This window comes from Brevibacillus sp. NSP2.1, from assembly GCF_000470975.2.
In the GTDB taxonomy this organism is placed as follows: Bacteria; Bacillota; Bacilli; order Brevibacillales; family Brevibacillaceae; genus Brevibacillus; species Brevibacillus agri.
In genome coordinates, this window is sequence record NZ_CP048274.1 from 640,001 (window position 1) to 662,172 (window position 22,172).

23 protein-coding genes and 1 pseudogene are annotated in these 22,172 nt (G+C 53.9%); 19 read left to right on the forward strand and 5 right to left on the reverse strand.

What is annotated here, in order from left to right; genetic code table 11:
- Positions 1-18: 18 nt before the first annotated feature.
- Together M655_RS03115 and M655_RS03120 are read left to right on the forward strand one after the other, a co-directional pair.
- Positions 19-315, forward strand: a complete 297-nt coding sequence (locus M655_RS03115) for a flagellar protein FliT (protein ID WP_005829831.1) — start codon at positions 19-21, stop codon at positions 313-315.
- 89 nt (positions 316-404) lie between these two features.
- A complete protein-coding gene (locus M655_RS03120) occupies positions 405-650 on the forward strand; it encodes a helix-turn-helix domain-containing protein (RefSeq protein ID WP_005829832.1) in 246 nt (81 codons plus the stop codon).
- Positions 651-704: 54 nt separating this feature from the next.
- Here the strand turns inward: M655_RS03120 and M655_RS03125 are convergent, their stop codons facing one another.
- The gene (locus tag M655_RS03125; RefSeq protein WP_005829834.1) at positions 705-896 is read right to left on the reverse strand and encodes a putative motility protein; all 192 of its coding nucleotides are present in this window, start codon (positions 894-896) and stop codon (positions 705-707) included.
- A 150-nt stretch (positions 897-1,046) separates the two neighbouring features.
- Here M655_RS03125 and M655_RS03130 point away from each other — a divergent pair, with 150 nt between their 5' ends.
- The 5 genes from M655_RS03130 (at position 1,047) to M655_RS03150 (ending at position 4,829) form a co-directional block, all read left to right on the forward strand.
- Positions 1,047-1,856: a motility protein A gene (locus M655_RS03130; RefSeq protein ID WP_026557533.1), complete on the forward strand. Its 810-nt coding sequence runs from the start codon at positions 1,047-1,049 to the stop codon at positions 1,854-1,856.
- Complete coding sequence (locus M655_RS03135) at positions 1,849-2,658, forward strand: OmpA family protein (protein ID WP_005829838.1); 810 nt, start codon at positions 1,849-1,851, stop codon at positions 2,656-2,658. The genes M655_RS03130 and M655_RS03135 overlap by 8 nt, the downstream gene beginning before the upstream one ends.
- A 303-nt stretch (positions 2,659-2,961) precedes the next feature.
- Complete coding sequence (locus M655_RS03140) at positions 2,962-3,783, forward strand: basic amino acid ABC transporter substrate-binding protein (RefSeq protein WP_007778013.1); 822 nt, start codon at positions 2,962-2,964, stop codon at positions 3,781-3,783.
- Between the two features lie 81 nt (positions 3,784-3,864).
- Positions 3,865-4,539 carry an amino acid ABC transporter permease gene (locus tag M655_RS03145; protein WP_007778010.1) on the forward strand — a complete coding sequence of 225 codons (675 nt, stop codon included), beginning with the start codon at positions 3,865-3,867 and terminating at the stop codon, positions 4,537-4,539.
- 92 nt (positions 4,540-4,631) lie between these two features.
- Positions 4,632-4,829 (forward strand): cold shock domain-containing protein, encoded by a 198-nt coding sequence (locus M655_RS03150; RefSeq protein WP_005829843.1) that lies wholly within the window; start codon positions 4,632-4,634, stop codon positions 4,827-4,829.
- 59 nt (positions 4,830-4,888) lie between these two features.
- Here M655_RS03150 and M655_RS03155 read toward each other — a convergent pair whose 3' ends face one another.
- Positions 4,889-5,941 (reverse strand): HD-GYP domain-containing protein, encoded by a 1,053-nt coding sequence (locus M655_RS03155; protein WP_026557532.1) that lies wholly within the window; start codon positions 5,939-5,941, stop codon positions 4,889-4,891.
- Between the two features lie 207 nt (positions 5,942-6,148).
- On the opposite strand from M655_RS03155, the gene hpf reads away from it, so the two are divergent.
- From hpf to prfB, 4 genes are all read left to right on the forward strand, one after another.
- The gene (gene hpf / locus M655_RS03160; protein WP_005829846.1) at positions 6,149-6,703 is read left to right on the forward strand and encodes a ribosome hibernation-promoting factor, HPF/YfiA family; all 555 of its coding nucleotides are present in this window, start codon (positions 6,149-6,151) and stop codon (positions 6,701-6,703) included.
- A gap of 194 nt (positions 6,704-6,897) precedes the next feature.
- Positions 6,898-9,417: a preprotein translocase subunit SecA gene (gene secA, locus M655_RS03165; protein ID WP_005829848.1), complete on the forward strand. Its 2,520-nt coding sequence runs from the start codon at positions 6,898-6,900 to the stop codon at positions 9,415-9,417.
- 334 nt (positions 9,418-9,751) lie between these two features.
- The gene (locus M655_RS03170; protein ID WP_005829851.1) at positions 9,752-10,201 is read left to right on the forward strand and encodes a hypothetical protein; all 450 of its coding nucleotides are present in this window, start codon (positions 9,752-9,754) and stop codon (positions 10,199-10,201) included.
- A gap of 136 nt (positions 10,202-10,337) precedes the next feature.
- A protein-coding gene (gene prfB / locus M655_RS03175; RefSeq protein ID WP_100228543.1) for a peptide chain release factor 2 occupies positions 10,338-11,451 on the forward strand; the annotation gives its coding sequence in 2 pieces (ribosomal slippage) (positions 10,338-10,418 and positions 10,420-11,451; 1,113 coding nt in all).
- A 6-nt stretch (positions 11,452-11,457) separates the two neighbouring features.
- Here prfB and M655_RS03180 read toward each other — a convergent pair.
- The 3 genes and pseudogenes from M655_RS03180 to M655_RS03190 form a co-directional block, all read right to left on the reverse strand.
- Positions 11,458-11,838, reverse strand: a complete 381-nt coding sequence (locus M655_RS03180) for an ATP-binding protein (protein ID WP_235694634.1) — start codon at positions 11,836-11,838, stop codon at positions 11,458-11,460.
- A 43-nt stretch (positions 11,839-11,881) separates the two neighbouring features.
- Positions 11,882-12,262 (reverse strand): annotated as a pseudogene (locus M655_RS03185) (histidine kinase dimerization/phospho-acceptor domain-containing protein); the annotation flags it as partial.
- A gap of 38 nt (positions 12,263-12,300) precedes the next feature.
- A complete protein-coding gene (locus M655_RS03190) occupies positions 12,301-12,453 on the reverse strand; it encodes a PAS domain S-box protein (RefSeq protein ID WP_235694635.1) in 153 nt (50 codons plus the stop codon).
- A 140-nt stretch (positions 12,454-12,593) separates the two neighbouring features.
- Here M655_RS03190 and M655_RS03195 point away from each other — a divergent pair, with 140 nt between their 5' ends.
- From M655_RS03195 to argF, 8 genes are all read left to right on the forward strand, one after another.
- Positions 12,594-12,863, forward strand: a complete 270-nt coding sequence (locus M655_RS03195) for a YciI family protein (protein WP_005829860.1) — start codon at positions 12,594-12,596, stop codon at positions 12,861-12,863.
- Between the two features lie 81 nt (positions 12,864-12,944).
- Positions 12,945-13,310 carry a cytochrome c551 gene (gene cccB / locus M655_RS03200; RefSeq protein WP_026557530.1) on the forward strand — a complete coding sequence of 122 codons (366 nt, stop codon included), beginning with the start codon at positions 12,945-12,947 and terminating at the stop codon, positions 13,308-13,310.
- 189 nt (positions 13,311-13,499) lie between these two features.
- Positions 13,500-14,540, forward strand: coding sequence for an N-acetyl-gamma-glutamyl-phosphate reductase (argC, locus tag M655_RS03205; protein WP_026557529.1), 1,041 nt, complete (start codon positions 13,500-13,502; stop codon positions 14,538-14,540).
- A 13-nt stretch (positions 14,541-14,553) separates the two neighbouring features.
- A complete protein-coding gene (gene argB / locus M655_RS03210) occupies positions 14,554-15,354 on the forward strand; it encodes an acetylglutamate kinase (RefSeq protein ID WP_005829867.1) in 801 nt (266 codons plus the stop codon).
- A 13-nt stretch (positions 15,355-15,367) separates the two neighbouring features.
- Positions 15,368-16,549, forward strand: a complete 1,182-nt coding sequence (locus M655_RS03215) for an aspartate aminotransferase family protein (RefSeq protein ID WP_007777983.1) — start codon at positions 15,368-15,370, stop codon at positions 16,547-16,549.
- A 205-nt stretch (positions 16,550-16,754) separates the two neighbouring features.
- A complete protein-coding gene (locus M655_RS03220; RefSeq protein ID WP_005829871.1) occupies positions 16,755-17,861 on the forward strand; it encodes a carbamoyl phosphate synthase small subunit in 1,107 nt (368 codons plus the stop codon).
- Positions 17,854-21,096: a carbamoyl-phosphate synthase (glutamine-hydrolyzing) large subunit gene (gene carB / locus M655_RS03225; RefSeq protein ID WP_025844285.1), complete on the forward strand. Its 3,243-nt coding sequence runs from the start codon at positions 17,854-17,856 to the stop codon at positions 21,094-21,096. Before M655_RS03220 ends, carB begins: the two co-directional genes overlap by 8 nt.
- Positions 21,041-22,012, forward strand: coding sequence for an ornithine carbamoyltransferase (gene argF / locus M655_RS03230; protein ID WP_005829874.1), 972 nt, complete (start codon positions 21,041-21,043; stop codon positions 22,010-22,012). Before carB ends, argF begins: the two co-directional genes overlap by 56 nt.
- The last annotated feature ends 160 nt before the right edge of the window (positions 22,013-22,172 follow it).

Sequence of the window (22,172 nt, forward strand, 5' to 3'; positions counted from 1 at the left end):
GATTTGGAGAAAGCCGTCTTGAAGGAAGAAGCAGAGCCGGAGGAATGGCTCGAGCTGTTGGACAAACGCGAAGAGGTACTGGGGCAAATTGCTGATGCAATCGATCGGGGATTTGTTCTGCCGCCAGAATGGAATCTGCAGTACGCCACGCCATTTTTGGAGATTGACCAGCGCTTGCTTCCGGTTATGCAGGAGAAGCAGGACGAACTGTCCGAGAAAATCAACCAGATCCAACGCGGTCGAACGGCTAACAAACAGTACGGAGGCTATAGCGGATCTCCGGCATATGGCGCTTTTTTTGACACCAAGAAATAACGGTCATGATACATTTGGATAAGCTCCCTCTTGACTGAATAGGTGCGTGCGTCAATTAGCCGTACTTGTTCGATTCAGGAGGGATTTTTATGCCTGTAAAAGGCCAGAAATTTACGAGTTACACAACCGAATTCAAGCTGAAAGCGGTAAACATGTACTTGGAAGAAGGAATGGGCTACAACCGGGTGACGAAAGAGCTGAATTTAATCAGTAGCTCTTATATCAGAAGATGGGTCAAAAATTACCGGGAGCATGGGATCGAGGGGCTCACAGAGCGCAGAGGAAAAGCAGCAAGGCTCTCCAATGAAAAACCTCACCCCGAAAGAAAGGGATGAGGTCTGGTTAAAGCCGATGGCGAAGAAGGGATTCTTCGCTTTTTTCTTGCCTAATTACACGCTGATATCAATCTGTTTCCCAAGTGTAGGGTGGGGAGCCTGTGTCGTTGCTTGGGCATTGGTAAAATCCTGGAGCATTACCATCGCGCCTGCTGCCTGGGTAGCTTGCGCCATTTTCAGCATGCTCAGGCCTACGGTTTGCTGGAGCTGGCTTACTTGCGCGCCCATAATGGAACTGATATCCATATCGAATTTCCTCCTCTCCTGCCATGTCCATTCTTTACATTTATCGGCAGAGCGAACCTCTGCTATAATAATGGAATTCAAATCAACCGATACACCAATAGAAAACCTCAACCCGCTTTACCAGGAAAGAACGTTAGGAAGGTGACACCATTGTCCACAAAACGTCGCTCACTCGTCTTGATCGGAGCCGTCGTCCTCATTTTCATACACGCGGTTTACATGAACGGCAACCTTGCCGATCTGCTGAACGTGACCGCCATCGAGCTGGTCGCGCTCGCTGTAGTTGTTTCCTACGCGATCAAGCGCAAGCACCTCGACCTGAAAAAAATGATCCGCCTGCTGATTCACGGGCGGGACAGCAACGTCGAGGAGACGATCAAGCGCTTTTACTACTACGCGCTCGTCCAGAAAGAACAGGGATATATCGCGCTTGAGCGCGAACTGCAGCAGGAGCGTGACTCGTTCGTGCAGCGCGGCAGCCTGCTGGCGATCGAGGGCGTGCCTGAGGACGAGCTGCGGATGATCCTGGAGAACGAGCTGAAGGGCGAGCAGTACCGTTACCAGCAGGCAGCAGGCTTCTTTCGGCTTATCAGCTTGCTGGCGCCAGGGATGGGGCTGGTCGGCACGCTGCTCGGGATGACGGGGGTACTCAAGTCGCTCGAAGACATGGCGCTCACAGGGCACAGCCTGAGCGCAGCCGTTGTCGCCACGCTCTATGGCGCGCTCCTTGCCAATTTGTTCGCGCTGCCGTGCTACTACCGGATGATGGATTTGTATGACCGGGAAATGTTTGAAAAACGGCTGTACATCGAGGGCTGCGTCGGTTTGCAGCGGATGGAGACGCCGCGCCTGCTGTTTGAAAAGCTCAACTCGTTTTTGCCAGGCGACCAGAAGCTGGTGCTCGTCAAAGAGCCTGGCAGCATGAAGGGCACGATTGAAAGGCAGGATCGCTATGCATGACGATCGGTTGTACGATGAGAAAGAGCTGGAGAAAAGCTGGCTCATCAGCTACAGCGACTTGATTACGCTGCTGTTCGTCATCGTCATTATCATCGCGGCGACGCAAATGACGAAGATTCAGACCCAGCGCGAAGCCGCCAAAAAGGAGCAAGCTGAACAGCAGGCTAATCTGAAGCAGGTGCATGAGAGCCTCGATCTGTTGAATTTGCAAAAGCTGGAGCTGGAACGCGAGATTCATCAACTGGAGGGGCAAAAAAAGGCGCTCACAGGCACCGTGGATGAAAAAGGCACACAGGAGCAAGAGCAGGCGCAAAAGAGCGTGCCAAAGCCGCCTGTCGGCATGCCGGACACGGGTGAGCGCGATATGGAGACGGTGCACAACCAGCTCTCGTCCGCTTTGGCCGAGCTGAATCTGGACTACGAGGAGACCGAAGAGGGATTGCGCATCCGCCTTCCGGAGAAAATTTTGTTCGCCAGTGGCTCTGCTGATCTCCAGGAGCAGGGGAAAGAGGTCGTAGGCACTGTAGCACGTGTGTTGCAGCGCTACGAGTACAAAGTGAGGATCGAAGGCTACACAGACGACGTGCCGATCTCGCGCAGCGCATACAAGTCCAACTGGGAGCTGTCCTCTGCCCGCGCTATTGCGGTGATGCGGGAAATGGTTGATGCATATTCCTTGCCGGCGTCGCGCTTTACGGTGGCAGGATTGGGAGAATACAGGCCACTCGTGGACAATTCGAACGAAGAGAACCGCGCGCGCAACCGCCGGGTAGAGGTTATTATTTTGGCGGAAAAAGAATAATTCGTATTTTTCAGATAAATAAATCGTTTTCAGGCAGGATTTTTATATACAGGATAGAAGTATATCCGGTGTATACGAATCCTGCCTTTTTGCTGCTAATTCCAGTTCTATACCAAAACTCGACTCCGTAACCATAGTACCAGAGCCGCAGAACGAGCAGGAAAATAGTTATACACAGCTTGTGCACAACGTCATGTGGATAATGTGGATAACTTTGTGGAGAACGCAAAAAACACATGATTTCCATGTGGACAGTGCTGGGGAAAAGTAAGCATACACAGAGAGAAACAAGGGGGATTTTTAATGCGTATCGGGAAAAAGTGGTTCAAGTCTCTTGTGCTGGTCGTAGGCGTGGGGCTTTTGGTCTCAGCCTGTGGATCGGGTGGCCAGCAAAGCTCGGGAAGCGGAACTGGCGCGAGCGGCTCAGGGTCAGGCTCCGGCTCGGGTGAAAAAGTGTACGTGGTAGGAACAGATGCAGCTTATCCGCCGTTCCAGATGCTGGAGGCCGACAAAATCAGCGGCCATGACATTGACGTGATGAATGCGATCGCAGAAGCGGGAGGATTCAAGATCGAGTGGAAAAACACAGGCTGGGACCCGCTGTTCGACGGATTGGACAAAGGGACGGTGGACATCGGGATTTCGTCGATCACGATCACGGACAAGCGCAAGGAAAAATACGATTTCTCGGATTCGTACTTCGAAGCGAATCAGCTCATTCTCGTAGCGGAAGACTCTCAGGTGACCAAGCTGGCCGATCTGAAAGGCAAAAAGATCGGGGTACAGGCCGCGACTACAGGGGAAGAAGTGGTCAAAAAGGCGTTTGGCGATACGTATCAAGGCTTGATGGGCTATGACGACATGCCTTCGTCCGTGGACGATTTCTTCAATGGCCGTGTCGATGCAGTTGTCGGGGATAATGGCGTGCTGCAATATTACGTAAATAAAATCAAAGACAAGAAGTTCAAGCTGATAAAAGACGACTCGTTTGAAAAAGAATACTACGGAATCATGGTGAAAAAGGGCAACACGGACGCGCTGAACAAAATCAACGACGGCTTGAAGAAAATCAAGGAAAACGGCAAGCTCCAGGAAATCTACAACCAGTACTTTGGCAGCAATTAGTCATCAGTAGCCGGGTGCGTCGCGGGACGTGCCCGGTGTTTGTGACTCCAGTGCTGACATACACGAAGGGAGGACTTGCCATTGGACTGGAGCGTCATCTATGAATATCGCGAGCTGTTTATCCGAGGCATTATCAATACCATTTTACTAACGGCGGTTGCTACCGTTTGCGGGACCTTTTTGGGGTTGTTTATCAGTTTGGGCAAAATGTCGTCGAACCGCTTTTGGCGGTGGACATGCTCGATCTACGTGGAGCTTTTTCGGGGGACGCCGATGCTGGTGCAAATTTTGCTGATTCACTTCGCCGTCATCCCGTCTATCTGGGGACTGTTTTTTTCGGGAGAGAGCAGTCCGGAAGCGATCTACTCCGGATTCGTGGCGCTGTCGCTCAACGCAGCGGCCTACATCGCCGAGATTTTTCGCGCAGGGATTCAATCGATCGATCCGGGACAGATGGAAGCGGCACGCTCGCTCGGGATGACGAAGGGGCTGGCGATGCGGCTGATTATTTTGCCGCAGGCGTTTACCCGGATGCTTCCTGCCATCGGGAACGAATTTATCGCCCTTTTAAAAGACTCCTCCCTCTGCGCCGTTATTGCGACACCGGAGTTGAATTACGCCGCCATGAACGTGGCGAAGAGCACGTTTGAGCGCTACCCGCCGTATTTGACAGAGGCGGCTGTGTACCTGGTGCTCACGTTGTTCCTGTCGCGGGTAGTCGTAAGAGGATTGGAGAAAAAATATTCAACGAGATAGAAGAATGCAGCTTCTGATTTTGGAGAAACTAGAGGTGTACACACAAAGATTTGTAATCCAAATTTTTACAAGAGAAAGGGTTGTGCTGTTTCATGCAAGGCAAAGTAAAATGGTTTAACGCAGAAAAAGGTTTTGGTTTTATCGAGCGAGAAGGTGGCGACGACGTATTTGTCCACTTTTCCGCGATTCAGTCGGATGGTTTTCGGACATTGGAAGAAGGACAAGCTGTAGAATTTGATATTGTGGAAGGCGACCGCGGGCCGCAAGCAGCCAATGTCGTCAAACTGTAAATCATATCGCTGACAGCAAATCCCCCTGGCCAACATCAGGCTCGGGGGGATTTTTACGTCTAGCTAATCATTCGGGTGATGGTAAGCGCGCGATGCTCGCGCAAATCCAAAAACTCGTCTCCTCGGCGAACGAGTGGACGCATCGGTTCATCGGTATGAATCATAATGATTTCGACGTGGTCTCCATTGCTGAGCAACGCCTGAGAGCCGACGTAGAGCAAAATAATGTACTGGATAAAACGCGAAACGATCAAAGGATTCAGTTGGCCTTGGCATGCCAGCTCCCTCAATACGTTGGCAGCGTGAAAGGGAGAGGTGCCGCGGCGGTAGACGCGGTCTGTGCAGATAGCGTCGAACACGTCAGCAACGCTGATGATCTGGCACTCCAGAGGGATGTCTTCCTTTTGGCAGCCATGAGGATAGCCGCTGCCATCCAGGCGCTCGTGATGCATGAGAGCGCACCTGGCGATCCACTCGTCAGCGTCCTCCATCGACAGGAGCAGCTCGCTGCCGTAGAGGGTGTGCAGCTTCATGATCTCGTACTCTTCATCGCTCAAGCGATCGGGTTTGGACAAAATCTCGTCGGGAATCATCATCTTCCCTACGTCATGCAAGAGACCGGCTTGTCCCAAGCGGTAGATTTCGTCCTGGGGTCTTCCTGCGATTTTACCGATCAGGGCAGCTACGATTCCGACATTGAGAGAATGGCGATAGGTGTAATTTTCCGTGCCTTCCTTGATGTAGAGGAACCGGAGGAAGCCCATTCGCTGGAGCACTTGGTCCAGCAGAGGATAAAATGTGCTGTTGAACTGATGCAGGGGAGGAACAGAACCTGTAGCGATCTGTTTGAAAAGGTGCTCGGTTTCTTTGACTGCTGCAATGTACTCGCGGGCAGCTTCTGCCTCGTTCCAATGCAGAATGGGCAAAGGCGGCTTGGGAGCTTCCGACGCAGAAGTGACGTGCACAGCTTGAATGTGGTGTGCCTCCAAAAGTCGAATGTCACTCAGGTGAAGGACTGCCCCGGCGGGCAAAAGAAGCAGGCCGTACTCATTGTAGACGTCTTGCGCGAGCGTAGTACCAATAATGGAATGAGAAGGTTTCACCTCTGCCATGAGGATTCCTCCAGTGCGATGACGACCGCGATATAGGATTGAGTGACTACCCTCTCTATTATAACATAGGGAAACTAGAGAGTATTGGTAAAATTCTGTCGATTATTGCCGGATTGTAAAAATTTCACTAAGATTTTTTTTAGCTTGGAGCAGGATTAATTACAGGGGTGCCGAATACCTATATATAGACGGAAGGAGGTTGGAACCATGAAATTTAATATTCGTGGAGAAAACATTCAAGTCACCGCAGCACTGAAAGAGTATGTGGAAAAGAAAGTCGGCCGTCTCGAAAAATATTTCGAAACTACACCTGCAGATGTACAAGTTACCATGCATGTACATCGTGGAGAAGGCACAATCGAGGTAACAATCCCGCTTGCCGGGGTGATTATCCGAGCAGAAGAAACGCACGAGGATATGTATGCCGCTATTGACCTGGTGGCAGAAAAGCTGGAGCGTCAAGTTCGCAAGCATAAAACGAAACTGATGCGCAAGCTGCGGGTTGATTCCGCTGCGAAAGTCGGACAGCGCGATAGTCAGCCAGTAGCTGTGATGATACCAGATGTCGATGAGGAAGATGTTGACATTGATATTGTCAGAACGAAGCGTTTTGACCTGAAACCGATGGATGCGCAGGAAGCCGTCATGCAGATGGATATGCTGGGACACAGCTTCTTCGTTTTCCAAAACAGCGATACCAACGACGTCAGCGTGGTGTACCGCCGCAACGACGGACGCTATGGTTTGATTGAACCGAAATAACGAAACTTTACATTTCTTTACTCGTATAAGACTAGGGAGTTGCTTTTGGCAACTCCCTTTACTTGTGTATATGAGCTTCTATTTGTTAAAATAGCTTTTTAGAAAGTATTATTTTCGTAGAATCGGTATCCTTTTTTCTGGCGCGCCAGGTGGTGCGATATTTTTGTCCGGAAGCATATGGAAGGGGTGTCCTCATGTTAGGACTCGTTAAAAAGATATTTGGCGACAGCAATGAACGTGAAGTGAAAAAGATGTTTAAGCGCGTGGAAGCGATCAACGCGCTCGAACCAAGCATAGCAGCGCTTTCCGACGAGCAACTGCGGGAGAAGACCGCAGAGTTCAAAGCCCGGCTGGCCCAAGGGGAGCAGTTGGACAAAATTTTGAACGAAGCATTTGCCGTTGTGCGCGAAGCATCGAAGCGGGTTTTGGGCATGCGCCACTTCGATGTCCAGTTGATCGGTGGTATGGTGCTGCAGGAAGGCCGCATTGCCGAGATGAAAACCGGTGAGGGGAAAACCTTGGTGGCTACCTTGGCGACCTACCTCAACGCTCTACTTGGCAAAGGCGTTCACGTCGTAACAGTGAACGAATACTTGGCAGAGCGCGACTCGCGGATCATGGGCCAACTGTACAACTTCCTCGGTCTGACAGTCGGCCTGAACAAAAACGGACTGAGCCCGGAAGAAAAGCGGGCCGCTTATGCTTGTGACATTACGTATGGTACGAACAACGAGTTCGGCTTTGACTATTTGCGCGACAACATGGTTCTGTACAAGGAACAGATGGTGCAGCGCCCGCTCTTTTTCGCCATCATCGACGAGGTGGACAGCATCCTGATCGACGAGGCGCGGACGCCGCTGATTATTTCCGGATCGGCAAACAAATCGACAGAGCTCTACTACATCTGCTCGCACTTTGTGAAGCGGCTGGAGCCGGAAAAAGACTTTACGATTGATGAAAAGCTGAAGATCGTCAACCTGACAGACGAAGGTGTGGGCAAGGTCGAGAAAGCTTTCAACATCGACAACCTGTACGATACGGCACACATCACCTTGAACCACCACATTACAGCGGCATTGAAAGCCCAGGTCCTGTTCAAGCGCGACGTAGACTACGTGGTGCAAGAGGGCGAGGTTGTGATCGTCGACGAGTTCACGGGCCGTCTGATGGTGGGACGCCGGTACAGCGACGGTTTGCATCAGGCGATTGAAGCCAAGGAAGGTCTGCGCGTGCAGAGCGAGAGCATGACGCTCGCTACGATCACCTTGCAAAACTACTTCCGTATGTATGAAAAGCTTGCCGGTATGACCGGGACGGCGAAAACAGAGGAAGAAGAGTTCAAAAAGATTTACGGTCTGGACGTTGTCGTCATTCCAACGAACAAGCCGGTCATTCGCCAAGACTTGCCGGACCTGGTTTTCAAAACCGAAGCTGCCAAGTACCGTGCGGTTGTGAACGACATCGTCGAACGTCATAAAAAAGGCCAGCCGATTCTCGTCGGTACGATTTCCATTGAAAACTCGGAGCGGCTGTCGCACATGCTGAAGCAAAAAGGCGTTCCGCACAGCGTGTTGAATGCGAAGCATCACGAGCGCGAGGCGGAAATCGTCGCGCGCGCAGGTCAATACGGTGCGGTGACGATTGCTACCAACATGGCCGGTCGCGGTACGGACATCCAGTTGGGCGAAGGCGTAGCGGAATTGGGCGGCCTGCACATTATCGGTACAGAGCGTCACGAGAGCCGCCGGATCGACAACCAGTTGCGCGGTCGTGCCGGGCGTCAAGGGGACCCGGGTTCCTCCCAGTTCTTCCTGTCGATGCAGGATGAGCTGATGCGCCGCTTTGGTGCCGACAATATCATGAACATGATGGATCGTCTGGGCATGGAAGAAGACATGCCGATCGAGAGCCGTCTGGTTACCCGTGCGGTAGAATCTGCGCAAAAACGTGTCGAAGGAGCCAACTTCGATGCACGGAAAGGCGTACTCCAGTACGACGACGTGATGAACCAGCAGCGCCTCGTCGTTTACAAACAGCGCAAAGACATCCTGGAGCAAGAAAACCTCAGCGATGTTGCGCTCAACATGATTTACAGCGTGCTGGAGCGTGCTGTCGAGCAGCATTGCCCAAAAGAAGAGGTACCGGAGGATTGGGACCTGCAAGCATTGGCCGATGCGGCGAACAACGGCTTCCTGCACGATGAAACCATTACCGTCTCCATGCTGAAAGGCAAGGAAGCAGAGGAAATCGTCGAGTTGCTGAAAGCCGAAGTCGTCAAACAGTACAAAGAGCGCGAAGCTCAAATCGGCGAGATGATGCGCGAGTTCGAAAAAGTGGTCATTCTGCGCGCTGTCGACAGCAAATGGATGGATCACATCGACGCGATGGATCAACTGCGCCAAGGGATTCACCTGCGTGCTTACGCGCAAAACGATCCGCTGCGCGAGTACCAGTTCGAAGGCTACGAGATGTATCAAGCGATGCTGGCTTCCGTACAGGAAGAGGTGGCCATGTACATCATGAAGGCCGAAGTGAGCCAAAACCTGGAGCGCCAGGATGTCATCCGCGGCCAGGGCATCGACCCGAACCAACTGCAGACGTCAGGCCCATCCGACCGTCCGGACCCTGAGACGTCTGGCGATGCCGACCCGAAAAACCGCGCGCAGCGCCGTGCCCAGGAGCAGGAGCGCCGTCGCCAAAACAAAAAACAGTAAGGCATAGCCTACATTAGCCAGCAATCAAAGCATTCCTCTGCACAGCGGCCATTTCGCTGCGGGAGGGATGCTTTTTCTTTTCCAATCGACAGCAGATGCTCCGTTGCAGCGCGGTTGCGCCGTTTGTGTAGACCTGCCCAAGAGATTTTCTTACTGTTTCCTGACGCCTAGACAGTATTCGTCCCGATCTGTTCTTCCTCGTCTGTTATGGTCGGTCTATTTGTCTAACACTGGTAAAAGTCATCGAACGATTCAGGTGGAAATGTTCGGAAAAATCCATAGAATCATAAGTACAACACTTTTTACCAAATACACGGGGACGGGGGAATGAACAATGAAAGCGTCAGTCAACGTGATGGGCATACAAACCAAAAACATGATGGAGAGAATCGGGAAGACATTGAAAGCTGTACTGAAAGCGGCAGCGGAGCATAAAAAAGTAAAATGGATTACCAAAGAAGAAAGAGGGGAGGAGCCTAAAGTATTCACAGCCGAAGACCCTGTCTTCTATGAAGAACGACTGAAAACGGAGATACCGGAGCCGAACTGGACGCCAGGCGTGCTGATCTCGCCGAAAGGCATGCTGGATCAGCCGCAGCAAAGTCCGGCGGCTGCAGGGGAGCGGAGGCTCAGGCAAGCGCGAATGAAGCAAAACATCCGCAAGCGTGAGGCGCGGATTCGCCAGTCGCATCTGTCCGTGGTTGCGGCGCCGCAGACGGAGAGCAAACAACCACATGAAATCCGAGACTTGAGATCCTCGCCATCACCGCCAATGGCTACATAGGCGCTACATAGGCAGGACAGATGCCAGGCAAGCGGCGAATCACGCTTTTTACGCACGGCAGGTTGCCAGGTTTGCGGATCTGGCGAATTACGTTACAATAAACTTAGCTTACGTAAAGAGAAGGTGACTCGCAAAAATGGCATTGATCGATATTGCGGACGTCAAACAAGAGATGTCCAGTATGGCTAAACGTTTAGCGGATATCAGGGGGTCTCTTTGACCTCCCTGTAAAACAGGAGCGGATCGGCGAGCTGGAAGAGCGCATGCTGGCTCCGGACTTCTGGGATGACAACGAGGCTGCGCAGAAAACAATCAGCGAGCTGAACGCCATCAAAAGTCTCGTCGAAACGATGAGCAAGCTGGATTCCCAGTACGAAGACCTCCAGTTGATGCTGGAGCTGGTCATCGAAGAAGGTGACTCGTCGCTCATCCAGGACTTGTATGACAGTACCCAGGAGCTGAAAAAGTCGTTTGAACGCTTCGAGCTGGAGCTGCTTTTGAGCGATCAGTACGACAAAAACAATGCGATTCTTGAGCTGCATCCGGGAGCGGGTGGAACCGAATCACAGGACTGGGCTTCCATGCTCTTGCGAATGTACACACGATGGGGGGATGCCAAAGGCTTTAAAGTCGAGACCTTGGACTATTTGCCCGGGGATGAAGCAGGCGTAAAAAGCGTGACCCTCCTGATTAAAGGGTACAACGCCTACGGATATCTGAAATCGGAAAAAGGCGTGCACCGCCTCGTGCGCATTTCTCCATTCGACGCGTCCGGGCGCCGTCATACATCTTTTGTATCATGCAACGTTCTCCCCGAAATCGAGGACGACAATGCCGTAGACATCCGCACGGAAGACCTCAAGATCGACACCTACCGTTCCAGCGGTGCGGGTGGTCAGCATATCAACACGACCGACTCCGCTGTCCGGATTACCCACTTGCCGACGGGCATTGTGGTTACATGCCAAACCGAGCGCTCGCAAATTAAAAACCGGGAGCGAGCCATGAAAATGCTGACGGCTCGGCTGTTCGAGAAAAAGCGGGAGGAACAGGAAAAAACATTGGCTGCCATCCAGGGTGAACAAAAAGATATCGCCTGGGGAAGCCAAATCCGTTCCTACGTCTTCCACCCGTACAGTCTGGTGAAGGATCACCGGACCAACATGGAGGTAGGAAACGTTCAGGCAGTGATGGATGGCGAGATCGACGTCTTCATCGACGCGTATCTGCGCGCGCAGATCAAACGCTAGAGCTGTTTACAGCCCCTCTCTGCTGCAAGGCTTTTGCTTTTGCAAAGAAATGACGACCGTCGTGCCCTCGCCAAGCTCGCTCGTGATGTCGAGCGAGCCGCCGTGGTCGCGAATGATTTTGGTGCTAACCAATAGCCCCAGACCTGTTCCGGTTTCTTTTGTACTGTAAAATAGCTCTCCCAATCGCGGAAGCAGCTCCTCGGGTATCCCGTCGCCTTGATCGGATACCCGAATGAGGACGTTCTGATCGTTCTCGACTACCGCGATCGTGAGAATCCCACCTGACGGCATGGCTTCCATGCCGTTTTTTATGATGTTGATAAACACTTGCTTGATCTGGTATTCCTCGCAGGAAATAAGCGAAGTAGCCGTGGGAAATTCGTTCAATTTCGGAAAGCATAATTTGCAAGTAATGACGGTTGGTAATCGGCTCGCTCTCCATGAGCTGGAGAAACCCTTTCAGCGAGGTGAGCGGATTGCGGATTTCATGCGCGATCCCTGCCGCCAGCTCGCCAAGGGCGGAGAGCTTGTCCGAGTAGCGCAGCAGCTCCTCGGAATGGCGCCGTTCTATAATGTCGCGGGCGACGATCACTGTATTTTTCACTTCGCCATCTGCTCCGATGTCGAGCGTTCCTTTGAACTCGAACAGAAGCATGCGGCCGTCCGGGTGAGGGTAGATGTATTCAGCGTCCAAAGGTGTTTTTTCCACAATCATCTGCAAAAAGTCACGTCTGGCAGCCTCTCTCTGCTCAGGCTGAATCAGGATGGAAAAATGCCGGAGCAAAATATGAGAGGCTGGCAAGCCGAGCACGGATTGGATCGAGGGCGAAGCGTATGTAATGTGGCCGTTCAGATCATGCGCAACAGCTCGGAAGCTGCATAGCCCAGTAATTGCTCGGCTGCGGCGTTGACGCCAGTAAGGTTGCCATGCATGTCGATAATGTAAACAGCATCGGGGTTATTCTGGAAGAGAGAAGTGTATAACTGCAACTGCGTACCCATACGTGACCCACCTTTCTGTCGCTTCTTGCTTCATTTCAAACGTTCGCTGTAGATCGGAAAAATCCTACCTGTGCCAAAGTCCCGATTGGCAAATATGTTATACTGCAAACAAATACGCAAAATAAGGAGAGGACGCACACATGTTGTATGTCGCTTTGTTGCCGATTGTCGATCAGGAATTGAACGCGAAAATCAGACCGGCTCATTTAGAGTATATCAACGATTTGTACAAGCAAGATAAAGTGTTTATGGCAGGTCCGTTCACGGACAAGCAGGGAGGCATGGTCATCTACAAGGCCGCGTCCCTGGAGGAAGCGCGCAAGCTGGCGGAAGGCGATCCGGTTGTGGTGGAAGGCGCACGGACACTGGAACTGCGGGAGTGGAATCCGCTTGAGCTGCCCTTGACCTAAAATTCGCAGGGCCACAGGAATGAATAGCCCGCTGCGGAGGCATACTGAGCGAAGAATTTCTACAACAAGGAGGGAACCGCTTTGAAACGCATCCCACTGTTTACGGTTGCGGCTGTACTCGCATTCTCGCTCAGCGCCTGTGGCGGCGGCAATCAGCAGACGCAGCCCCCTGCTGAAAAGCCGGCTACGGAGACACCTTCGACAACCGCTCCATCTGGTAGCTATGACGCGGCTACGGCAGAGGCGTTGTTTAAAAACACCTGTGCAGGCTGTCATGGACAATCGCTGGAAGGTGCTGTCGGGCCGAATTTGCAAAAAATTGGCGGCCAACTGAGCAAGGAGCAGATTTTGGAAGTGCTGAATAACGGAAAAGGTTCGATGCCGCCTGGCCTGGTAAAAGGGACAGACGCGGAAAACATCGCTGCTTGGCTGGCCGACAAAAAATAAAGGTGAGTTGGACAAAAGACGCTCGGGTATGGAACCCGGCGTTTTTTTGTATAAAAGGGCCCCTTGCTAGCGACTTCCCGCTTTGCCAAATGAAGCAGAAACAGATTTGCTAGTTGTATTCCGTTTGAATTTTTATTATTATTCATGTATAAAAATACAAACGAATGATGGGAAGAAGGGGAGAGGTGCATGGTTCGGGTCGGAATCGTTGGGGCAACCGGGTACGGCGGTGCGGAGTTGATCCGTCTGCTGGCTGGCCACCCTCAGGTTGAAATAGCGAATGTTTATTCAAGTTCAGCAGATGGAGAGGGGCTGGAGAAAACCTTTCCTCACGTAGCGGGACTGGGACTGCCAAAGCTTTTGCCGATTGACGCTGACAGCATGAGCGCCGCAAATGATCTGATTTTTCTCGCGACGCCTGCTGGCGTAAGTGCCGGGTTGTCTCCGCAACTGGTAGCAAACGGCGTGAAGGTCATTGATCTGTCCGGCGATTTTCGCCTGGAAAAAGGCGAGGTGTACAAGGCGTGGTACAAAAAAGAGCCTGCGCCCGCCAACTTTGTCGAACAGGCGGTTTACGGCCTGACGGAATGGAATCAGGAGCAGGTGGCAGGCGCCAGCCTCATTGCCAATCCGGGCTGCTATCCGACAGCGACCTTGCTTGCCTTGATCCCTTTGCTGAAAAGCGGATGGGTGCAATCGAACAGTTGGATCGTCGACGCCAAGTCGGGCGTGTCCGGAGCGGGACGCGGCGTATCGCTTGGCGTGCATTACAGCGAAATCAATGAAAGCATTCACGCATACAAGGTGGGAAGCCATCAGCATACGCCAGAGATTGAGCAGGAGTTGCAAAAGCAGAGCGGCGTGGAGACGGTCGTCCAGTTTACGCCGCATCTGGTGCCGATGACGCGCGGGATTTTGGTCACTGCTTACGGACAGTTGTCCGCAGAGGTGACGCAGGCGCAAATTCAGGAGCTGTATGAAGCGACTTATGCCGACAAGCCGTTTGTCCGTGTGCGCCCAGCCGGAAGCCATCCGCATACAAAAGAGGTTTACGGTTCGAATTACTGCGACATTGCGATTCATGTGGATCAGCGCACTGGCCGCGTTGTTTTGCTGTCGGTGATCGACAACATGATGAAGGGCGCAGCAGGCCAAGCTGTGCAAAACATGAACGTCATGTACGGACTGCCCGAGAAAACGGGGCTGCCGCTCGTTCCGGTATATCCGTAGAGGAGGAGAAGCGATGCAGGGGATAGTAGTCATCAAGTGCGGCGGAAGCACGATGGATCAGTTGCCGGATTCTTTTTTTCAGGCGATCGCGAAGCTGCAGCAGGAAGGCAGGCAGATCGTCATCGTGCACGGAGGCGGACCGGCGATTAACGGCATGCTCGACCGCGTTCAGATTACTCCGCAGTTTGTCGACGGGCTGCGCGTGACTTGCGAGGATACGCTGCGCGTCGTGGAAATGGTTTTGTGCGGCAGCATCAACAAGGTGCTGGTGAGACGGCTGACGCAGGCAGGCGCCAAGGCATGGGGCGTGAGCGGAATTGACGGTCAGACGCTGATCGCGCAGAAAACGGCGAAGCCGCTTGGCTGGGTAGGGGAAATTACGAAAGCAAATACGGCGATACCGCAAGCGATTCTGGCGCAAGGCTACGTCCCGGTGATCGCGCCGCTTTCCGTAAGCGAGGATGGGGCGAATACGTACAACATCAATGCCGATGTGGCCGCAGGAGCGATTGCAGCGGCGCTCGCGGCGGAAAAGCTCATCATGGTCACGGACGTTCCCGGCATTCTGCGCCCGCAAGCAGACGGCACGAAGGCAGTCGTTGCGCAAACGAGCGCAGAGGAGATTCAGGACATGATCCAGTCCGAGATCATCACGGGCGGAATGATTCCGAAGGTTCAGGCCGCGCTGGACGCGCTCGGCCAGGGAGTGGACCAGGTGGTCATTTGCCGGGGGACGGCCGAGGATCTGCTCGGCGTATGCACAGGGGAAGCAGTCGGAACGACCGTCAGAATGAACGTGAATCACGCGAACTAAGGAGGGAATGGACATGAGTACAGTGACAGCGCCTATGCATGTGATGAATAACTATGCGAGATGGCCGATCAGTCTGGTAAAAGGCCAAGGAAATCAGGTGTGGGACGACCAGGGGAAACAGTATCTCGATTTTACTTCAGGGATTGCGGTGACGTCTTTGGGGCATGTCCCGCCAAAAGTGACAGCCAAGCTGCACGAACAGCTCGATACGCTGTGGCACTGCTCCAACCTGGTGCACATTCCGCAGCAGGAGATTTTGGCGGAAAAGCTGAGCCGCTTGTCCGGGCTCGATCAGGCGTTCTTTTGCAACAGCGGGGCGGAAGCCAATGAGGGCCTGATTAAGCTGGCCCGACGCTACGCGCAAAAGGTGAAAGGAGAGGACCGCTTCGAAGTCATCACGTTCGAGCAGTCTTTTCACGGACGGACGCTGGCGACATTGACGGCGACCGGGCAGGAAAAGGTCAAGGATGGCTTCGCGCCGTTGCCGCCGGGCTTTGTCACCGTGCCGTACAACGATCTCGCAGCGGTCAAGTCGGCGATTACAGACAAGACGTGCGCGATCATGCTGGAGCTGGTTCAGGGCGAGGGCGGCGTGCATCCGGCAGAGGAAGCGTGGGTCAAAGCGCTGCGCGACTTGTGCGACGAGCACGGCTTGCTGCTTTTGGTGGACGAAATTCAGACAGGGATTGGCCGCACCGGCACGTGGTTCGCTTTTCAGCAATACGGGGTGAAGCCGGACGCGATCTCGCTGGCAAAAGGATTGGGCAGCGGGTTCCCGATTGGCGCTGTAGTCGCCACGAAGGAAGTGGCCGCAGCCTTTGCGCCAGGGACGCACGGAACGACGTTTGGCGGCAATCCTTTGGCAGCGACCGCGGGAATCGCTACCTTGGCGACAATGGAAGAGGAGCAAATTTTGCAGCAGGTCGCCCATATTCACGACGTGCTGATGCAGGAGCTGGAAAAGCTGCATGCTGAGCATCCCGACAAGGTCGTCGCGGTTCGGGGCAAAGGACTTCTTCTGGGCGTGGAGCTGACGATTCCGGCAGGCGACGTGGTTGCTTATGCACGGGAAAAAGGCGTGATTCTGCTCACGGCTGGTCCGCAAGTAGTGCGCCTGCTGCCATCCTTCGTCACGACGGATGAAGAAGTAAAGCAGGCAATGGCCGTGTTCGGCGAAGCGTTGGCCCAGGCGTAACGGCAAATATTCCATGATTTGTGAAAATGCAACGAGTGCGGAAAGTCAAAAAACTCGTTGCATTTTTATAATGTTGAATGTATATTAATACAAAGAGTTGCATAAATTCTCGGTATGAACGGCATGAACGTGAATGACTTATTCACCTAAATAGATGCGCCAAATGGCGTTGGCTCTTGCCTATTGGAGAGGAGTGGCTTCATAGATGGATAGAGATAAGCAATCGCTGGGAACGGGCTACCTCACGCTGGAGAGCGGGGAGGTATTTGCAGGGCAGCTTTACGGAGCGCCTATTAACGGTTTCGGCGAAGTGGTTTTTCATACAGGCATGACCGGCTATCAGGAAGTAATGACAGACCCTTCCTTTGCAGGTCAGATCGTGACTTTTACTTATCCGTTGATCGGGAACTACGGAATCAACGAAAACGACTACGAGGCGGCAAAGCCGGCTCTGACGGGGATGATCGTCAGCGAGCTGTGCACAGAGCCGAGTCACTACGAATCGACGAAAACATTGGCCCAGGCGGCGGAAGACTTTGGCTTCCCGATTTTGGCCGGAATCGACACCCGAACCATTACGAAGCGAGTTCGCCAAAATGGTCCGGTTTTCGGGGTGATTTCCGATCAGCCTATGCAGGCGGCGGAGGTTGCGTCACTGCGCTACAAGCACGCGAAAAAATCGCTGGTAGCGAATGTATCCACCCAACAGATCGAGCGTTACCCGGGAGCCGGGGAGCATGTCGTCCTGGTCGACCTCGGGATGAAAAAATCGATTCTGGATGCGCTTTTGGAGCTGGGCTGCCGTGTGACCGTCGTGCCGTTCGACACTTCTTTTGCGCAAATTAACGCGCTCGCACCGGACGGCCTGCTGTTTTCCAACGGCCCTGGCGACCCGGAGCACCTGCTGGCGTATTGCAGCGAATGGCGAAAAGCGGTTGAGCAGTACCCGACTTTGGGTATCTGTCTGGGACATCAGGTGCTGGCGCTGATGTACGGCGGCAAAACAGAAAAGCTGGCGTACGGTCACCGCGGCAGCAATCACCCGGTGAAAGACCTGGTGACAGGCAAGGTGTACATGACCTCGCAAAACCACGGGTACGTCGTCAAGGAAGAGTCTTTGGACAAACGGCAGCTCGCCGTCTCGTACCGCAATGTAAACGACGGCTCTGTCGAAGGGCTGCGCCATGTGAGCCTGCCCGTTTTCAGCGTGCAGTACCACCCGGAGGCACATCCCGGACCGAGCGATACTTCCCATATATTCCACCAATTCTTGCAATCGATGCGTGTAGTAGGAGCGAAGAGATATGCCTAAATTGCCACACATTCATAAAGTTCTGGTGATCGGCTCCGGCCCGATCGTCATCGGCCAGGCGGCAGAATTTGACTACGCCGGAGCGCAGGCTTGCCTTTCGCTGAAGGAAGCGGGCGTGCAGGTCGTACTGGTGAACAATAACCCGGCGACGATCATGACAGATGAGCAGGTTGCAGACAAAGTTTATCTGGAGCCGCTCACGGTCGAATCCGTGACGGCGATTATCGCCAAAGAGCGTCCCGACGGACTTTTGCCCACGCTTGGCGGGCAGACGGGGCTGAATCTTGCGGTTGCTCTGGCAGAGGCAGGCGTGCTGGAAGCGTACAACGTTCAACTGCTGGGCACGCCGCTTGCTGCCATTCAAAACGGGGAAGACCGTGAGCTGTTCAAGCAGTTGATGCAGCAAATCGGCGAGCCTGTTCCCGAGAGCGATACCGTGGAATCAGTCGAGGCGGCTATCCAGTTCGCCAACACCATCGGCTATCCCGTCATCGTCCGTCCTGCTTACACGCTGGGCGGCGCAGGCGGCGGTATCGCTGAAGACGAGGCAGCCTTGCGCAAGGTCGCGGCAGGCGGAATTGCGGCCAGCCCCATCGGGCAAGTCCTGATCGAGCGCAGCGTAAAAGGCTGGAAAGAGATCGAATACGAAGTCATGCGGGATGCGAACGACACCTGCATCATCGTCTGCAATATGGAAAATCTCGATCCTGTAGGCATTCACACGGGAGACAGCATCGTCGTCGCGCCGTCGCAGACGCTGACAGACCGCCAGTATCAAATGCTGCGCAGCGCCTCGACAAAAGTGATTCGCTCGCTCGGTGTCGTCGGCGGCTGCAACATTCAGTTTGCGCTCGATCCGCACTCAGATCGCTACGTGCTGATCGAAGTCAATCCGCGGGTGAGCCGCTCCAGCGCGTTGGCTTCCAAGGCGACCGGCTATCCGATCGCGCGGATTGCGGCCAAGCTGGCATTGGGCTACGGGCTGGACGAGGTCATCAACCCGATTACAGGCTACACCTACGCCAGCTTTGAGCCGGCTCTGGACTATATCGTGGTGAAAATTCCACGCTTCCCGTTTGACAAATTCCCGCATGCCGATCGCAGGCTGGGCACGCAAATGAAGGCGACAGGCGAAGTCATGTCGATTGCCCGCAATCTGGAAGCGGGACTGTTGAAAGCCGTTCGCTCACTGGAGCAGGGCTGCACGCACCTGTCCCGTCCGGAGCTTGCTTCCTGGACGCGCGAGCAGCTTGCGCAGTCGTTGCAGGACGCTACCGACATCCGCCTGTTCGTTTTTGCCGAAGCGATCCGCAAAGGCTTCACAGAAGCAGAGCTGCACAGCCTGACAGGCGTCGATCCGTTTTTCCTGCGCAGCTTGCGCAAAATCGTCGATCTGGAAGCGGAGCTGTCCGCACACGACAGCAGCACGCTATCCAGAGAGCTGCTGCTTGCCGCAAAGCGCAGCGGCTTTGCGGATGAAACGATTGCTTCGCTGGTGGGAACCACTCCGCTTGCCATCAAAAAACAGCGCGAGCAAGCAGGCATCACGCCAACTTACAAAATTGTCGATACGTGCGCAGCCGAATTTGATGCGCAGACTCCATACTACTACTCGGATTGGCAAGGAGTAGACGAAGTAGAGACGCTGGCCGGGCGAAAAGTGCTCGTGCTCGGCTCCGGGCCAATCCGCATCGGGCAAGGAATCGAGTTTGACTACTGCTCCGTGCATGCCGCCAAAGCGCTGCAAGCAAGCGGAATCGCGGCCATCGTGGTGAACAACAACCCGGAAACGGTGAGTACGGACTACGAAACAGCCGACCACCTTTATTTTGAACCGCTGCATGTAGAAGACGTGCTGCATGTCGCCGAGCGCGAACAGGTAGAGGGCGTCATGGTCCAGTTTGGCGGACAGACGGCGATCAATCTGGCGGCAAAGCTGGAGCAGGCCGGACTGAAGGTCATGGGCACGACGCTGACCGCGATTGAGCGGGCAGAGGACCGCGAGCTGTTTTACGCGATGCTGCGCAAGCTGAACATCCCGCATATCCCGGGCAAAGGCGTATCGTCCCTGGAAGATGCGACAGCGATAGCGGAGGAAATCGGCTTCCCGGTTCTGATGCGGCCTTCCTACGTCATCGGCGGGCAAGGCATGGTAGTCGTACACAACATCGAGGAGCTGACAGCGACGATCAACGACTGGCTCCACCACCCGCAGAGCGAAGCGTTTTTCCCGCTTCTCGTGGACAAATACGTCCCGGGCCGGGAAGCAGAGGTCGATGCGGTCTGCGACGGGCAGTCTGTCATTATCCCGGGCATTTTCCAGCACGTGGAGAAAGCGGGCATTCACTCTGGCGACAGCGTGGCGCTGTTCCCGGCTCCGGCGCTGTCGGATGAGATCAAGCACAAAATTGCCAGCTACACAGAAGCGATCGCACGGGAAATGGAAGCGGTCGGCCTAATCAACATTCAGTTTGTCATCGACACCGATACCGTCTATGTGCTGGAGGTTAACCCGCGCGCATCGCGGACAGTGCCGATCACGAGCAAAGTGACGGGCATCCCGATGGTCCAGTTGGCTGTGCGCGCCCAGTTGGGGGAAAAGCTGGCGGACATGGGGTACGGAACCGGGCTGCTGCCTGAGATTCCTTTTGCAGTCGTCAAAGCTCCTGTCTTCTCGACCATCAAGCTGAACGGCGTCGACCCGGTACTCGGACCGGAAATGAAGTCGACCGGAGAAGTGCTCGGACTTGGACGGACGTTTGAGGAAGCGGCCGGAAAAGCGTTTGCCTTCAAAGACAACCTGTACGGCGACTGGAAAAACGGTCAGCTTGTCATGATCTCCCTGGCGGATGCGGACAAGAAGGAAGAGATCGGCCAACTGATCGGGCAGCTTCAGGCAGATGGTGCTACTCTCGCAGCGACGGCGGGCACGGCCAGTTGGTTGGCAGCAGCCGGCGTTGCGGTCAAGCATGTCGTGGAAGATGAAGCAGCCTGGAACCAATTGCTGCAAAAAGAGCAGGCAGCCTTTGCGCTGGTCACCGCAACAAAAGGAAATCAACAGGGCAGAAGAGGGTTTGCCTTGCGCAGCCGGATGGTGCAGCAAGGAATCCCGCTGTTCTGTGCAACGGATACATTCTCGTTATATGTGAAGTCCATTATGATGAAAAGAGGTGGCTCTCATGCAGCCAGTGAAGATATTGGAACACTTTCAAAACTTGCCCCTGCAAAAGCATAAAGGAAAAGATTTTCTGCGTGTCGACGAATTTAACGGCGACGAACTGATGGAGTTGCTCCATCTCGCCGCTCACATCAAGCAACTGCAAAAGCTGGGACAGCCGTTCCAGCCTTTGCAGGGCAAGACGCTGGGAATGATTTTTGACAAGGCGTCGACGCGCACGCGCGTCTCCTTCGAAGTAGGGATGCACCAGCTCGGCGGGCTTGGCATGTTCATGAGCGGAAAAGAGCTGCAACTGGGCCGCGGAGAGCCGATCAGCGACACGGCAAAGGTGTTGTCCCGCTACGTGGACGCGATCATGATCCGCACGTTCTCCCACTCTTATGTGGAAGAGCTGGCCGAGCACGCCTCCATCCCGATCATCAACGGCCTGACCGACCTGTACCATCCATGTCAGGCTTTGGCTGACATGCTGACCATCTGGGAGCACAAAGGCAAGCTCAAAGGTGTCAAGCTCGCCTACGTGGGCGACGGGAACAACGTAGCCAACTCGCTCGTTCTCGCTGCCGTTTTGCTCGGCCTGGAAGTGCGTGTGGCGACGCCTGTCGGCTATGAGATGGATGCTGCCATCGTGGCAAAAGCTGTCGAGTACGCGAAAAAGAGCGGCGGAAAAATGATGGTGACGCATGATCCAAAAGAAGCAGTCGCGGGGGCCGACGCTGTTTACACAGATGTTTGGACCAGCATGGGCTTCGAGGAGGAAAACGAAGTGCGCCTGAAAGCATTCGCGAATTACCAGGTAAACGAGCAACTGGTGGCACAGGCAGACCGCAACTACCTTTTCCTGCACTGCCTGCCGGCGCATCGCGGCGAGGAAGTGACCGCAGGCGTCATCGACGGACCAAGCTCCGTCATTTTCGATCAGGCTGAAAATCGCTTGCATGCCCAGAAGGCGATTCTGGCAGCGCTGGTATGAACAAGGTTCTAGTCAAATAGAACTAATCGGAATTAAATCCAATAGACTATGAAACTGTGATTGCCGAATTTTGTCACTTATGTGTAAAATATAGCTAGGAAAGTCGCAAAGAAGTACAGACTGTATCTGGTCGCTTGGTCTGTATGGAGCCAGTAGCGAA